The sequence below is a fragment of the Flavobacterium aquaticum genome (assembly GCF_003259835.1).
GTDB lineage: Bacteria > Bacteroidota > Bacteroidia > Flavobacteriales > Flavobacteriaceae > Flavobacterium > Flavobacterium aquaticum.
Genome location: NZ_QLMI01000002.1, coordinates 67,542 through 83,174, shown reverse-complemented (window position 1 = coordinate 83,174; position 15,633 = coordinate 67,542). Strand labels below are relative to the sequence as shown.

General features: G+C 33.0%; 14 protein-coding genes. 8 read left to right on the top strand and 6 right to left on the bottom strand.

The window, feature by feature from the left end:
• Positions 1 to 14: 14 nt before the first annotated feature.
• The 8 genes from B0I03_RS03155 (at position 15) to B0I03_RS03120 (ending at position 10,463) form a co-directional block, all read left to right on the top strand.
• Positions 15 to 422: an HYC_CC_PP family protein gene (locus B0I03_RS03155; RefSeq protein WP_146603250.1), complete on the top strand. Its 408-nt coding sequence runs from the start codon at positions 15 to 17 to the stop codon at positions 420 to 422.
• 56 nt (positions 423 to 478) lie between these two features.
• A complete protein-coding gene (locus B0I03_RS03150; protein WP_111566022.1) occupies positions 479 to 2,779 on the top strand; it encodes a TonB-dependent receptor in 2,301 nt (766 codons plus the stop codon).
• Positions 2,780 to 2,800: 21 nt separating this feature from the next.
• Positions 2,801 to 3,145, top strand: coding sequence for a heavy-metal-associated domain-containing protein (locus B0I03_RS03145; RefSeq protein WP_111566021.1), 345 nt, complete (start codon positions 2,801 to 2,803; stop codon positions 3,143 to 3,145).
• Positions 3,146 to 3,263: 118 nt separating this feature from the next.
• Positions 3,264 to 3,632, top strand: coding sequence for a hypothetical protein (locus B0I03_RS03140; protein ID WP_220084598.1), 369 nt, complete (start codon positions 3,264 to 3,266; stop codon positions 3,630 to 3,632).
• A 73-nt stretch (positions 3,633 to 3,705) separates the two neighbouring features.
• Complete coding sequence (locus B0I03_RS03135) at positions 3,706 to 6,201, top strand: YbcC family protein (protein ID WP_111566019.1); 2,496 nt, start codon at positions 3,706 to 3,708, stop codon at positions 6,199 to 6,201.
• 3 nt (positions 6,202 to 6,204) lie between these two features.
• Entirely contained in the window at positions 6,205 to 8,073 is a 1,869-nt protein-coding gene (locus tag B0I03_RS03130; protein WP_181452334.1) for a proton-conducting transporter transmembrane domain-containing protein, read from the top strand.
• A 15-nt stretch (positions 8,074 to 8,088) separates the two neighbouring features.
• Complete coding sequence (locus B0I03_RS03125) at positions 8,089 to 9,699, top strand: SulP family inorganic anion transporter (RefSeq protein WP_111566017.1); 1,611 nt, start codon at positions 8,089 to 8,091, stop codon at positions 9,697 to 9,699.
• A gap of 59 nt (positions 9,700 to 9,758) precedes the next feature.
• Complete coding sequence (locus tag B0I03_RS03120) at positions 9,759 to 10,463, top strand: DUF2490 domain-containing protein (protein ID WP_245902931.1); 705 nt, start codon at positions 9,759 to 9,761, stop codon at positions 10,461 to 10,463.
• A gap of 78 nt (positions 10,464 to 10,541) precedes the next feature.
• On the opposite strand, the gene groL is transcribed toward B0I03_RS03120, so the two are convergent.
• The 6 genes from groL to B0I03_RS03090 all read right to left on the bottom strand — a co-directional run bounded on the left by groL (position 10,542) and on the right by B0I03_RS03090 (position 15,584).
• Positions 10,542 to 12,167 (bottom strand): chaperonin GroEL, encoded by a 1,626-nt coding sequence (groL, locus tag B0I03_RS03115; RefSeq protein ID WP_111566015.1) that lies wholly within the window; start codon positions 12,165 to 12,167, stop codon positions 10,542 to 10,544.
• Positions 12,168 to 12,228: 61 nt separating this feature from the next.
• Positions 12,229 to 12,504, bottom strand: a complete 276-nt coding sequence (locus B0I03_RS03110) for a co-chaperone GroES (RefSeq protein ID WP_111566014.1) — start codon at positions 12,502 to 12,504, stop codon at positions 12,229 to 12,231.
• A gap of 140 nt (positions 12,505 to 12,644) precedes the next feature.
• Positions 12,645 to 13,007, bottom strand: coding sequence for a preprotein translocase subunit SecG (gene secG, locus B0I03_RS03105; protein WP_111566013.1), 363 nt, complete (start codon positions 13,005 to 13,007; stop codon positions 12,645 to 12,647).
• Positions 13,008 to 13,009: 2 nt separating this feature from the next.
• Entirely contained in the window at positions 13,010 to 13,807 is a 798-nt protein-coding gene (locus B0I03_RS03100) for a tetratricopeptide repeat protein (RefSeq protein ID WP_111566012.1), read from the bottom strand.
• A 14-nt stretch (positions 13,808 to 13,821) separates the two neighbouring features.
• A complete protein-coding gene (locus tag B0I03_RS03095) occupies positions 13,822 to 14,325 on the bottom strand; it encodes an LptE family protein (protein WP_111566011.1) in 504 nt (167 codons plus the stop codon).
• Positions 14,325 to 15,584, bottom strand: a complete 1,260-nt coding sequence (locus B0I03_RS03090) for a sigma-54 interaction domain-containing protein (RefSeq protein WP_111566010.1) — start codon at positions 15,582 to 15,584, stop codon at positions 14,325 to 14,327. The genes B0I03_RS03095 and B0I03_RS03090 overlap by 1 nt, the downstream gene beginning before the upstream one ends.
• Positions 15,585 to 15,633 lie beyond the last annotated feature (49 nt).

The following is a 15,633-nucleotide window of genomic DNA, read 5'->3' as shown; positions in this document are numbered from 1 at the left end:
CTACTTTTGTTCCGATGAATTTCAGAAAACACATAAGTATCGTTTTAGCTTCCTTAGTATTGCTTGCCAATTTAGGGTTGAGTTTTGCTGTGCATTATTGTAAAGATGAAATTGCATCGGTTTCCTTTCAATATCAAGAAGAGGAACCTTGTGTTGAGGATGTAAAATCTTGTTGCGCAACAGCAGATTCACATGATTCTTGTTGTTCCAACAAATTAATCAAAGTTGAAAAAAAGACCGATGATATATTGGTTAAAACCTTTCAATTAGATTTAGAACCAACTGTTTTTACAGCTAATTGGAAACCAAATTTCGTTGCATTTGAATCAGAAAAATTCGTTTCAAATGAAGTGACTTTTTATTGCGATTCTCACGCGCCACCACTCTACAAACTCTATTGTCAATTGGTTTTTTACGCATAAGTTTATTGTTTTTTATTCTGTAAATCAAAGAATTAATAACAATAAATAACCTTATTATGTTTAAAAATATAGCTTTTTTGCTATTCTTTGTTTCTCAATTTATTTATTCACAAGAAACTATAAAAGGAACAGTAAAAGACGAAAATAATCAACCTTTATTAGGAGCTAATGTGTTTTGGTTCAATACCGCTATTGGAACCACAACAGATGAAAATGGGAATTTCTCCATAAAAAAATCTCCCGAAACTATTTTTTTAGTAGTGAGTTACATTGGATTTGAAACTAAGAAAATCGAAGTTACTTCAAATACAATTTCAGTAGTTTTAAAAGAAGTAAATACATTAAAAGAAGTCGTAGTTTCTAAAACAAAAAAAGGAACCGAGCATTCTTTATATAAAGTCCAAAACATTCAAGTAATGGGACAAAAAGAGTTGCTTAAAGCGGCTTGTTGTAATTTGTCGGAAAGTTTTAGCACGAATCCATCCATCGATGTGAATTTTTCGGATGCCGTTACTGGAAATCGTCAAATTAAAATGTTGGGATTAACAAGCCCGTATATTTTAATTGCGGAAGAGAATATTCCTTCGGTTCGTGGTGCTTCACAAGCTTATGGTTTATCTTTTGTGCCTGGAACTTGGGTGGAAAGTATCCAAATTACCAAAGGTGCAGGAAGTGTAATTAACGGTTATGAAAGTATTTCAGGGCAAATCAATTATGAAGTTTTAAAACCAGCTAATGATATACCGTTTTTCTTAAATGCTTATGCTTCTCAAGATGAACGTTATGAAATCAACACGCATTTTAATAATAAATTTACTGATAAATTGAGTTCTACTTTGTTTTTGCACGGAAATACTCGTGTGGGAAAAAATGATATGAACAACGACGGATTTTTAGATGGTCCAATTGGAAAACAAGTCAATATTTTAAATCGTTGGCAGTATGCTGACGCTGAAAAAGGATTGGTGAGTTTTTTAAATGTTCGCTACATGAACGATGAAAAGCAAGCGGGAGAAATGGACTTTAATCCCGATACAGATAGATTAACAATGAACGCTTGGGGAAGCGAAATCAACACCGAGAAAATTGAGATTTCAAACAAGACAGGTTACGTTTTTCCAGATATGCCGTATCAAAGTTTTGGATTTCAGAATTCGTTTCAATCGCACAAACAAGATTCGTATTTTGGTTTGAGTCAGTATGACATTCATCAAAAAAGTTTTTACTCGAATTTATTATTCAATTCGATTATTAACAATACCAAAAATAAATTCACAACTGGTTTGAATTTTACTTACGACGATTATAATGAATTCGTAGCAGTGAATTTTAGTCGTGATTTTTCAAGAATTGATAACTCAGTTGGTGCTTTTTTTGAATACACGTATGACAATACCGATAATTTCAGTTTAGTGGCTGGAGCACGTGTAGATAATCATAATCGTTTAGGAACTTTTATCACGCCAAGATTACATATTCGTTACAATCCTTGGAAAGAAGCTGTAATTAGAGCTTCAGCTGGAAGAGGAAAACGTGCTGCTAATATTTTTGCTGAAAACCAACAGTTATTCGCATCTAACAGAAATTTCTCAATCTTGAATACGGATGGAAAATTATACGGATTAAACCCAGAAATCGCATGGAATTACGGTTTAAGTTTTATCCAAAAATTCAAATTGGCAGGAAAAGATGCTGAGGTAATTTTAGATTACTACAGAACAGATTTCCAAAATCAAGCTGTTGTTGATGTGGATCATTCACCACAAGAAGTATTGTTTTATAACTTAAACGGAAACAGTTTTGCGAATTCATTTCAAGCGGAATTTTCTATTGATTTGATGACACATTTGACGTTTAAAACGGCTTACAAATATTACGATGTTCAAACGCAATTCACAAGAGGACAATTGGAAAAGGCATTGCAAGCAAAACATAGAGTTTTTGGAAATTTAGCCTACGAAACACATATCAAAGACAAAGGACAACAATGGAAGTTTGATGTAACATATAATTGGTTAGGCGAACAACGTTTACCTTATACGCAATCAAATCCAGTACAATATCGTTTGGATGAATATGCTCCCGCTTTCGGAACATTAAATGCTCAAATTACTAGAACGTTTTCAAGTGTTTTTGAAGTGTATGTGGGAGGAGAGAACATGACAAATTACAAACAAACAAACGGAATTATTCAAAATGAAAACCCTTTTGGTACTTATTTTGATAGTAGTATGATATACGGTCCCACTTTTGGTGCCATGTATTATGCTGGATTGCGATTTAAAATTAAAGATAAAAAAGAGAATCATAAAATAGAAGAGCATAATCATATTGAAGGAGAAGCTCACGATCATTAATTAATTTGAAATAATAGAAAAATGAAAAGATTAGTTTTATTAGTATTAGCCTGCCTTTTTTCACTAACAATGGTAGCGCAAGAGAAGAAAAGTAAAAACAAAAAAGTTGTAATCAAAGTAGCTGGAAATTGTGGTATGTGCGAAAAGCGCATCGAAAAGGCAGCGTATTCTGTAAAAGGAGTTAAAGATGCAGAATGGCATGTGGATTGTCAAGACATTCATTTAGTAATTGATGAAACTAAATGTTCAGCGGATGATGTAGCTAAAGCTATCGCTGCTGTAGGACATGATACAGGAAAAATAAAAGCGGATGACGCGGTTTACGAAAAGCTTCATGGTTGTTGTAATTATGAACGAATGAAATAGTAAAAAATCCGATTAGAAACTCTAATCGGATTTTTTTTTAAAATTAATTCAATTTTAATTTATTGAATAGAAATATAACATACATTTGTATTGCTTTTAGGTAGCAAGTGAATTCAATTTGAAAAGATTACTACAATTATTTCCAGTTTTTATGCTCACATTTTTCATGTGGGCTATTGGTGTTTCATTCAATATCTCGGATGATGTTACTTTGGTATCTCAGTCTGAATTCCAACAAAAATATACACCTGCTGATTTTTCTCATTTTCATACTGTTGAGGTTGAAGAAGGAGAATTTATAACAATTGAATCAGAACCTGAATTTGAAGTGGAGTTGGATTGGTTTTCTATTCCGTCAAAATCTATAAACTTTAAAAGCACTAAGTTTAAAGAAAGTTCAAATTCTTATTCTGCCCAATTATTTTCTTCAAAAGAAACTATTCCACTTTACGATTTGTATTGTAATTGGAAGTTTCATCTTTCTTAATACACATTTATTTTTTTCACGTCATTAATTTGATTGTGAATGTTCACTGTGTATTAATCTATTTCATTAATCAATGAAAACACATACCGTTGGTTTTGACGAACACGAAGTTCTTCATCACTTAACCCATTATTTACCAGCACAAAATCCATTGAAAGACTTTGTGCACCACAATACATTACACGCTTTTCAAAATAAAAAATTTCATGAGGCACTTTTAGAGGCTTCTACTATTTTTGGATATAAAACCTATTTATCAATATCCGATTTTAGACAACGATTTGCTAATAAAGAAATCAATGAAACTGTTTTAGATGCTATTATTACAAAAGCAAAAGGAGCTGAAAATCTTCAAACTTGGAAAGAGAAATTACTGAAAGCCAATTATGATGAATCGGTTTCTCCAAGAATTGGAAGTTTACGTTCTAATTGGAAAAAATACTATGCAATAAATCTTGAAAAATCAACACATAGTTTGTTGTTTCGCGTATTGTGTAGTTATTTAGATCAAGGAATTGCTATTTGGAATTTCCCTATTCACGACAAAGGTTTTTTAGTTTCAATAAAAGAGTTAGAAAAAAATACGTTTAAAGGAATTTTTTCTTCCGATAGAGCCAAAAAACTATTACAAGAAGACGCTTCCATCACACAATTATTAGAATTAATTGTTGGTAAAGAAGAATTATTCGAACAATATTTATTTGACCAACAATTTGGACATCCTGGTTGGAGCGGCATGATTGCAACTATCGAAAATAATCCAAGTTCTTTGTTAGATTCAAAGCAAATTACTTTAGAGGAATTAATAAAATTTGAATTACTTCTTGAGATTGACACTTTAGATACCAAGTTCAACAATATTTGGTCTCCATTAGGATTTAAAGTTGAAAATACCAATTTTTCACTTTTTGAAAAAATAAGTTATAGTGAATTATTCGATGTTTTATCGCTTTGGCAACAGGCATTCGAATGGAATTTTTACGATGCTGTTCTATCAAATGTTCAAAATGTAAAAGAAGAAAAGATAGAGCAAACACCAAGTTTTCAAGGGATGTTTTGTATGGACGACAGAGAATGTTCGTTCAGAAGACATATTGAACACATCGATAAAAATGTTTCTACTTATGGAACGGCCGCTTTCTTTAACTTCGAGTTTTTCTATCAACCGGTAAATGGAAAATTTTATACCAAATTATGTCCAGCACCTGTTACACCAAAATTCTTAATCAAAGAAGAACATAGAAAGAAAAAACAGGCTAAAGATTTGCATTATCATAAGCAATCTCATTCATTATTATTTGGTTGGATCATTAGTCAAACGTTAGGTTTTTCCTCGGCTTTGAAATTGTTTTTGAATATTTTTAAACCATCGATGTCACCTGCTACAACGGCTTCTTTCAAACATTTACATAAAAAATCGAAATTGGTTATCGAAAACAAAGATGCCAATCTAAAAGAGAATGATTTACAAATTGGTTTTTCAGTAGAAGAAATGACCAATAGAGTAGAAGGTCTTCTGAAAAGTATCGGATTAGTTTCAAATTTTTCTCCGATAGTTTATGTGGTTGGACACGGAGCTACAAGTATAAACAATACGCATTATGCAGGTTATGATTGCGGTGCTTGTTCAGGTCGACCAAGTTCGGTAAACGCAAAAGTAGCTTCGTTTGCTGCGAATCATCCAGAAGTTAGAGCTATTTTGAAAGAAAGAGGAATTGATATTCCAAATGCAACTCAATTTTTACCAGCTTTACATGATACGACTCGAGATGAAATTGCTTTTTATGATGAAGATACTTTGTCGGAAAATAATAAAGCATTACACCAACAAAATGTAATCACGTTTACTAAAGCCTTAGATAACAATGCAAAAGAACGTTCAAGACGTTTTGATACGATTGATACTACAGATACTTTAGAAAAAGTACATGAAAAAGTAAAGCGTCGTTCATTATCTTTATTTGAGCCTCGTCCTGAGCTAAATCATGCAACGAACGCGATGTGTATTGTAGGAAGAAGAAGTTTGTCAAAGCAATTGTTCTTAGACCGACGTTCGTTTTTGAATTCGTATGACTATGAAGTTGATCCAACAGGAGATTATTTAGCCATTATTTTAGGCGCAGTTGCTCCAGTGGGTGGCGGAATTAATTTGGAATACTATTTCTCAAGAGTTGATAATCAAAAATTAGGAGCTGGCTCTAAATTACCTCATAACGTAATGGGATTAATCGGAGTTGCGAATGGAATCGATGGCGATTTACGCCCAGGTTTACCAAGTCAAATGATTGAAGTTCATGACCCAGTTCGTTTGTTAGTCATTGCAGAGCATTTTCCAGAGAAAGTACTATATGCGATTTCAAAAAATCCAGCTACTTACGAATGGTTTAAAAATGATTGGGTGAAATTAGTGGCAGTTCAACCTGAAACTAAAGAACTTTTTGTTTTTGAAGACGAAAAGTTTGTTCCCTATCAACCTATTCAAACTGTGAATTTCATTAAAGATGAAATGCAGTTGGTTGAAACTACAAAAGAGAATCTTCCGGTAGGAATAATCACTAATACCATTTAAGTCATGAACGAGTTATTGCAATATTTTATACTGTTACCGTTTTTAGGCTTTATCATTAGTTTGTTTTTGCCTGAATCTAAAGAAAAAGCCATATCATGGACGGCTTTTGGAACGGTTTTTTTACAATTAGTAGGATTAGTAGCTTTTATCATTTTTTGGATAATTGATGGTGCAAAAGATTTGAATTTAGTTGAATTATCGATATTAAAAACAGCTCATTATGAGTTTTTTATCGATTTCTATTTTGACCAAATTTCTGCCGTTTATTTATTCATTGGAGCCTTATTAACTTCGATGATAACTACTTATAGTCGCTATTACTTACATAGAGAAAAAGGATATAAACGTTTTTTTAATACGGTTTTGTTTTTCTTTTTCGGATATAACTTAGCTATTTTATCAGGAAACTTTGAAACCTTATTCATTGGTTGGGAAATCATTGGAATTTCCTCATTCCTTTTAATCGCTTTTTATAGAGAACGTTATTTACCTGTTAAAAATGCTTTCAAAGTATTTTCAATTTATAGAATTGGCGATGTTGGATTATTATTAGCCATGTGGGCTAGTCACCATTTATTTCATGAGAATATTACCTTCATGAAGTTGAATAATTACGAATTGGTTAACGAACATTTGCAAAATCATTCTATTATCGGAATATTTATTGCGCTTTGTTTGGCTTGTGCGGCTGCGGCAAAATCGGCTCAAATTCCGTTTTCGTCATGGTTGCCAAGAGCTATGGAAGGACCAACGCCTTCGAGTGCTATTTTCTATGGTTCGTTATCAGTGCATTTAGGCGTTTTCTTGATGTTGAGAACGTTTCCATTTTGGGAACATCAAACCACCATGCGATTTGCCATTGGATTAATGGGATTAACAACAAGTTTAGCAGCATCAGTTATGGCGAGAGTGCAGTCTTCGGTTAAAAGTCAAGTTGCGTATAGTTCTATTTCTCAAATTGGAATAATATTTATTGAAATTGCTTTAGGTTTTGAAACTTTAGCATTAATTCACTTTGCTGGAAATGCTTTCTTGAGAACGTATCAATTATTGGTTTCTCCTTCGGTAGTGAGCTATTTAATTCGCGACCAATTTTACAATTTCAAACCAAGAGAAAAAGCAATCGAAGATTCCTATCCAAAGAAAATCGAATACACGCTTTACATTTTAGCTTTGAAAGAATTCAATTTGGAAGGTTTCCTAAATATGGTGTTATGGAAACCATTGAAAATCATAGGTAAATCGCTAGATTTCTTGAATATCAAGAGAATTTATTTCTTCTTTATTCCAATTTATTTAATGGGATTCATCACGTATAAATTCAAGTTGCATTTACCTTATCAGTTGACGAATATTCTTCCTGAATTATTTGCCTTTATCGGATTGGTATTCGTATTCAAATCGTTTTCAGAACGAAGAAGTCCGTTTTTAGCATGGATTTTAATCGTAATGAATCATTTTTGGATAGCCTTAGCCATAGTGTTTAATGACAAAGTTAGTGTAAGTGAAATTGCTTATTACTTAGCAGGAATTATTGTTGCAGGAATCATTGGTTACATAGCTTTATTGCAACTTCGAAAATTAGAAAGAAAAATTCTGATTAATCAGTATTTAGGACATGTTTACGAACATCCTAAGTTTGCTTTCTTTTTCTTGTTAGCAACATTAGGAATCACGGGTTTTCCAATTACAACAACTTTCATCGGCGAAGATTTGATTTTTAGTCATATCGATAGTAATCAACTTTTCTTAGCCTTTTTTGTAGCATCAAGTTTTGTGGTTTCGGGTATTGCTGGAATCCGAATTTATGCTCGTCTTTTCTTAGGACCTCATGTTAAAACGTATCATGAGTTGCCTTACAAATCATCTTAATTTATTAGAAAATATATGAATGCAAATATAAAAAAATACATTCCTGCTGATGGTTTAGCAGGTTTAAAAGAAAATTTTAAAACCGATGCTATTTCTGGTTTCATCGTGTTTTTATTGGCATTGCCATTAAGTTTAGGAATCGCAAAAGCTTCTGATTTTCCACCAATTATGGGATTAATCACAGCTATTATTGGAGGTTTAGTAGTTTCATTTTTCATGGGTTCTCGCTTAACGATTAAAGGACCAGCGGCGGGTTTAATTGTAATCGTAGCAGGAGCAGTTGCCGAATTTGGTCAAGGAAACAACGAATTGGGTTGGAAATTAGCGCTTGGAGCAATGGTTGTTGCCGGAATTATCCAAATTCTTTTCGGAGTTTTAAAATTGGGTAAATTAGCCGATTTTTTTCCACTTTCTACTATTCACGGAATGTTAGCGGCTATTGGAATTATCATTATTGCGAAACAAATTCCGGTTTTATTGAATGATAATCCCGCTTTAGCAAAAGGAATGGGACCAATAGAATTACTGTTGAATATTCCGAAATTCATCATCAATTTAGATGCAAAAGCTTCGATTATTGGAGTAGTGAGTTTGGCAATTATGTTGGGTTGGCCTTACATCAAAAATAAATCGATTAAAATGATTCCGGCTCCTTTGGTTGTGTTGTTATTTGCTATTCCATGTGAATTATTTATGGATTTTGCACACACAGAACCACCTTATGCTTTAGTGAAAATCGGAAATTTAGTAGATAATATTAATTGGAATGTCGATTTTTCAGGAATCAATCAAACAGGATTATTTATAAAATATGTGATTATGTTTGCTTTGGTGGGAACCTTAGAATCTTTGTTAACTGTAAAAGCCATCGATTTATTGGATCCTTTCAAAAGAAAATCCAACACAAATAAAGATTTAATTGCAGTTGGAATAGGAAATACTTTAGCTGCAATTTTAGGTGGTTTACCAATGATTTCAGAAGTAGCTCGTTCATCATCTAATGTAAATAATGGTGCAAAAACACGTTGGGCTAACTTCTTTCACGGATTTTTCATCTTAGTTTTTGTATTGTTAGCAGCTCCTTTGTTAGAGATGATTCCAAATGCAGCACTTGCAGCCATGTTAATTAGTGTGGGAATAAAATTAGCGCATCCAAAAGAATTCATTCACATGTTGCACATTGGAAAAGAACAATTATTTATTTTCACGGTGACAGTTTTGGTAACTTTATTTGAAGATTTATTACTTGGAATTGCTGCAGGAATGTTGGTTAAAATGATTATTCACGTTGTTAATGGCACGCCAATTTCCTCTTTCTTTAAAGCGCCTACAGTTGTTTCCTTTGTAAATAACGAATACAAAGTTGAAATTAGTAAAGCCGCTATTTTTTCGAATTATTTGGGTATCAAAAGAAAATTAGAAGAAATTCCACCAGGCTATCAAGTGCGTATTTGTTTGAAAAAAACCAAGTTGGTTGACCATTCTGTAATGGAAAATTTAGAGCATTTCAAACACGATTATGAAGCTAATGAAGACGGTGGAACGGTTACAATTATTGGTTTAGAAAATCATAAAGCCTTATCTTCGCATCCTAAAGCATCTAGAAAAAATCTAATCGTTCAATAAGTATGAAACATATAAAAATACGCTTGCTATTCTTAGTTGGAATAGCGAGCTTTCTTGCTGTGAATACTAGTTTCGCACAAGTAAAAGAAAGTAACAACGATATTTGGTTGCACTATTTTGGAAAGAATATGATTACGGAAAAATTCTCCTTTTCATTTGAAGCCACTATGCGATATGCCAACGGATTTTCAGAAAAACAACAGTATTTTATTCGTCCATCAGTAGATTATCAATTTACTAAAAAGTTTATGGGAAGTGTTGGATTTAGTCATTATAACACCTATTCCTACGGAAATCCGGCAATGAATAAAATTAGTATTCCCGAAAATCATTTTTGGGTTCAAGGAACGTTTGTTCATACTAGTGGACAATTAAAAATCACACATCGATTACGAGATGAATTTCGATATGTTGGAATAGCAAAAGCACAATCGAATGGCGATTTAGAAATAGATCATTACGATTATAGAAATCGAATGCGTTATATGTTATTATTCAATTATCCTTTGATAAAAAAAGAAGACGCAACAAAGTTGTTTGCTTTGTTTGGCGATGAGGTTTTTGTGAATTTAGGTTCGAATGCAGGAAAAACGTTTCTAAATCAAAATCGATTGATTGGTGGAGTTGGTTATAATTTTGATAAAAATCATCAAATTCAATTGAGTTATATTCATCAAAATATTTGGAATTACACGAACACATTTCAGGAAAGTAATCCTACAGTTCGTTTAACTTATGTTACCAATTTTGATTGGAGAAAATAAAAACAAAACCCCGATTTGAAATTTCAAATCGGGGTTTTTATTACTTCGTACTTTGAACTTCGTACTTTCAACTTTGAATTACATCATTCCAGGCATTCCTCCGCCCATTGGCATTGCAGGACTGTCTTCTTTGATGTCGATTAAAGCACATTCGGTAGTTAAAATCATTCCAGCTACAGAAGCTGCATTTTCTAAAGCTACACGAGTTACTTTTTTAGGATCAATGATTCCAGCTGATAACATTTGAACATATTCACCTGTTTTAGCATTGAAACCAAAATCAGCTGTTCCCTCGGTAACTTTTGCAATTACAACTGAACCTTCACCACCTGCATTTTCTACAATAGTTCTTAAAGGTGCTTCAACCGCTTTGTTCACGATTTGAATTCCTGTCGCTTCATCAGCATTTTCTGCTTTTACAGTATTTAAAGCTGCTTTTGCTCTTACTAAAGCAACACCACCACCAGCAACAATTCCTTCTTCAACCGCTGCACGAGTTGCATGTAAAGCATCATCAACGCGGTCTTTTTTCTCTTTCATTTCTACTTCAGAAGCAGCACCAACATATAAAACAGCAACACCACCAGCTAATTTAGCTAAACGCTCTTGTAGTTTTTCTCTATCGTAATCAGAAGTTGTAGTTTCGATTTGCGATTTAATTTGGTTTACTCTTGCTTTGATGTTTTCAGCATCACCAGAACCATTCACGATCGTAGTATTGTCTTTATCAATTGTAATGTTTTCTGCAGTTCCTAACATATCTAAAGTAGCGTTTTCTAATGAATATCCGCTTTCTTCAGCAATTACAGTTCCTCCAGTTAAGATGGCGATGTCTTCTAACATAGCTTTTCTTCTGTCTCCAAAACCTGGCGCTTTAACCGCAGCAATTTTTAATCCACCACGTAATTTGTTTACCACTAAAGTTGCTAATGCTTGTCCGTCAACATCTTCAGCAATAATTAATAAGGGTCTTCCTGATTGAGCTACTGGTTCTAAAACTGGTAATAACTCTTGTAGGTTAGAGATTTTTTTATCGTAAAGTAAAACATATGGATTACTTAATTCCGCTACCATTTTATCAGCATCCGTTACGAAGTAAGGCGATAAATAACCTCTGTCGAATTGCATTCCTTCAACTACATCTACATAAGTATCTGTTCCTTTTGCTTCTTCTACAGTGATAACACCTTCTTTTCCAACTTTTGAAAAAGCTACAGCGATTAAATCACCAATAGTTTCATCATTATTTGCTGAAATAGAAGCTACTTGTTTGATTTTTTCAGAAGAGTCACCAACAGCTACTGATTGTTTGCTTAATTCTGTTACAATAGTTTCAACTGCTTTGTCAATTCCTCTTTTTAAATCCATCGGATTTGCTCCAGCAGCAACGTTTTTCAAACCTTCTTTTACAATAGCTTGTGCTAAAACTGTTGCAGTTGTTGTTCCGTCACCGGCTAAATCATTGGTTTTAGAAGCTACTTCTTTCACCATTTGAGCGCCCATATTTTCTAATGGGTCTTGTAATTCGATTTCTTTTGCAACAGAAACACCATCTTTAGTTACCGTTGGTCCACCAAACGATTTAGAAATAATTACATTTCTTCCTTTTGGTCCTAAAGTTACTTTTACTGCATTTGCTAATGCGTCAACACCACGTTTTAAACCATCGCGTGCTTCAATGTCGAATTTTATATCTTTTGCCATTTTAATTTTTTGTTTAAATGTTTAACGTTTAAATGTTTAAAAGTTGCTGTTTAATCTATGATTAAAGAATTGCGTAAATTTCGTCTTCTCTCATAATTAGGTAATCTTTACCTTCATATTTGAATTCTGTTCCTGAATATTTACCATATAAAACGGTATCTCCAACTTTTACAGACATGGTGTAATCTTTTTTGCCATTTCCCACGGCTACTACAGTACCTTTTTGTGGTTTTTCTTTTGCAGTGTCTGGAATAATAATTCCTGAAGCTGTTGTAGTTTCTGCTGCTAATGGAGCAATTACTACACGATCTGAAATAGGTTTAATGTTTAATGACATAATTGTATATATTTTGTTTATTAAAATTAATTTGTTGCTTGTTGTTTTTCAGAAATTGTGCCAAAGCAATTTTCTGACAATTTTTCGGTAAAAAAAATGCCAGCATGTCAGTGCTGGCATTTTATCTATTTTGTCAATTCTTATTTTGTAGAATCTGTTGCAACTGGTGCTGGTGTAGCAGTAGGAGCAGCTTGTTTTGTAGCTTCTGGTGTAGTTGGAACTGTAGTTGTAGGAACTGTTGTGTCATCATTACCTAAAACTTTAGAACCAGATGCAGCGCCATTAAAACTCAAACTAGAAAGTAAAATTAAAGCAATTAAAATTCCTCCTAATGTCCAAGTACTTTTATCTAAGAAATCGGTTGTTTTTTGAACTCCACCTAATTGTTGAGAACCACCAAATGAAGAAGATAAACCTCCACCTTTAGGGTTTTGAACCATAATAGCTAAGATTAATAAAAAACAAACAATTGTTATCGCAATTAAAAAACCTGTGAATCCCATAATTAATTATTATTTTGTTGTAAATTTTTGATTTCATTTATTCGGTCTGCAAAGAAACTACTTTTTTCTGGATATTTCAAAATTAATATTTCATAAGCTTGTATGGCTTTTGTATATTTTTTTTGTTCCAAATAGACTTTTGCTAAAGTTTCGGTCATTAAGTGTGTTGGTTCTTCAATACTTTTGCTAATATTTGCAGGCGGTTTCGTCGTTTCTTTTACTGGAGCAATTTTTGGATTGGCTTCAATAAATTTATCGATTATGTCTAATTTTTTTTGTTTTTCGGGGTCGTTTTGAATGGTTTTTTCTTCAATTTCACGTTCAATTGGACTAAATTTTGTCAATTGTAACCATTCTTGAAACGAATGTCTTTCTGAAGGAGTAAATGGCAAAGGTTTACCAATTTCTAATTTTTCCTCTAAAGTTGGTTCTATCTCTTTAATTTCTTCTTCAGGGGTAATGGTTTCAATTTCAGGTAAAACTATTACTTCTTCCATGTGATGTACTTCAATATCTAACAATGATCTTTGAATTTCATCTATCTTTTCCTGTTGAATCGCTGTGAAATTATCTGAAGTAATAAATTCAAATAAAATCGTTCGATCTGTTGTGTAAGCGGCTGTTTTTTTTAATTCGTAATTGTATCTAAAACTTTCCTGATTGTACAATCCTTTTAAATGTAAAGCTCGTGCTGCCTGAAAATACGGAAACTGCAAAACTACATTTTCTAAAGCAATGGTTTGCTTTTCGTTTATAGTTTCGGGCTTATTTAAAAGATATGTTAAATCGGATATGTTCAAAATTTACAAATTAATTACCATTTTGCTAATGATTCGTTGAAAACATCTTGTGTTATTCGTTCAAAAATCACATCTAATGCTGTTGTTAATTGGGAACCTACTAATTGTTGATTGGCGTCAAAATCATAGAAGAATGAAAAACGTTTTTCAAAATTATCGTCTTCTTTATTTCGATTTGTAAATCGAACCATTACTGTTACTGTTAATCTGTTTTGTGCTGCTCTTTGATCTGCAGTTGCTGTCATTGGTGTGATACGATAATCTACAATTTCTCCTTCGTAAAGTAATTCGCCACCTTGAGAAACTAAATTTAGATTGGTTTGACTTTGAATAATGTCTTGCAATTCTAAAGTAAAAGTTCTTTCAATTCCAGGCTCTACCAACGGTGCATTGTTTTGAAAGTAGTTTACTTGAAAAGTTTTAGCATCTATAGGTTGAGTTCCTGTGAAATTATAAACGCCACAACCATTTAATAGAAAGGAAAAAGTTATAGTTATTGCTATGATGAAATATCTCATTATAAATCGTATTGTTTTATTTTTCTATAAAGTGTTCGTTCCGAAATTCCTAATTCGTCAGCAGCCGCTTTTCGTTTTCCTTTGTTTCTATCCAAAGATTTTTTGATTAATTCAATTTCTTTGGCTTCTAAACTCAAAGTTTCTTCTTCGTCAACGGTTTCTGCGAATAAATAATTTTCATCGTCATCATCTTCAAACTCTTCTTGAATCAAATTATTTTGATTTGGAAGCATTTCAACTCTTGGTTGTTCTTCAAAAATAGCATTTTCTTCGGGTTTACCGTAAATTTTCTGAATTAATCCTTTATTGGCTTCTTGAACTTTTGAACTTCCGTTTTGCATTAATTCCATCGTAAGCTTTTTCAAATCGTTCAAATCGCTCTTCATATCAAAAAGGACTTTGTACAAAATTTCTCTTTCGTTACTGAAATCACTTTCCGATTTTTTTGTTCCAATGACCGAAGGTAAATTCGGATTTTCCATGGGTAAATAGGAGAGAAGCGTTTGCGATGAAATCTCGCGTTTTGTTTCTAAAACCGAAATTTGTTCGGCAACATTTCGCAATTGACGAATATTTCCGCTCCAGCGATATTTTAAAAGTATTTCGACTGCGCTGTCATCTAATTTGATAGCAGGCATTTTGTATTTATGTGCAAAATCCGAAGCAAATTTTCTAAACAACAAATGAATGTCGTCTTTGCGTTCGCGAAGTGGTGGCAGCATAATATCAACCGTACTCAATCGATAAAATAAATCCTCACGGAATTTACCTTTTTCAATAGCATCAAACATATTGACATTCGTAGCTGCTACAATTCTAACATTCGTTTTTTGTACTTGAGATGAACCTACTTTTATGAATTCGCCATTTTCCAAAACACGTAATAAACGTACTTGAGTGGTTAAAGGTAATTCACCAACTTCGTCTAAAAATATAGTTCCGCCATCGGCAACTTCAAAGTAACCTTCACGCGTATTAGTTGCTCCAGTAAACGAACCTTTTTCATGCCCGAAAAGTTCACTATCAATAGTTCCTTCCGGAATAGCACCACAGTTTACCGCAATATATTTTCCATGTTTTCTGTGCGAAAGTGCGTGAATAATTTTTGGAATACTTTCTTTTCCAACACCACTTTCACCTGTTACCAATACCGAAATATCCGTTGGAGCAACCTGAATGGCTTTCTCCACGGCACGATTGAGTTTTGGGTCGTTCCCAATAATTTCAAATCGTTGTTTTATAGCTTGTACTGATTCCATATATTTTGTTTCAGGTTTCAAGTTTCAGGTTTAGAAAGTTAACTTGAAA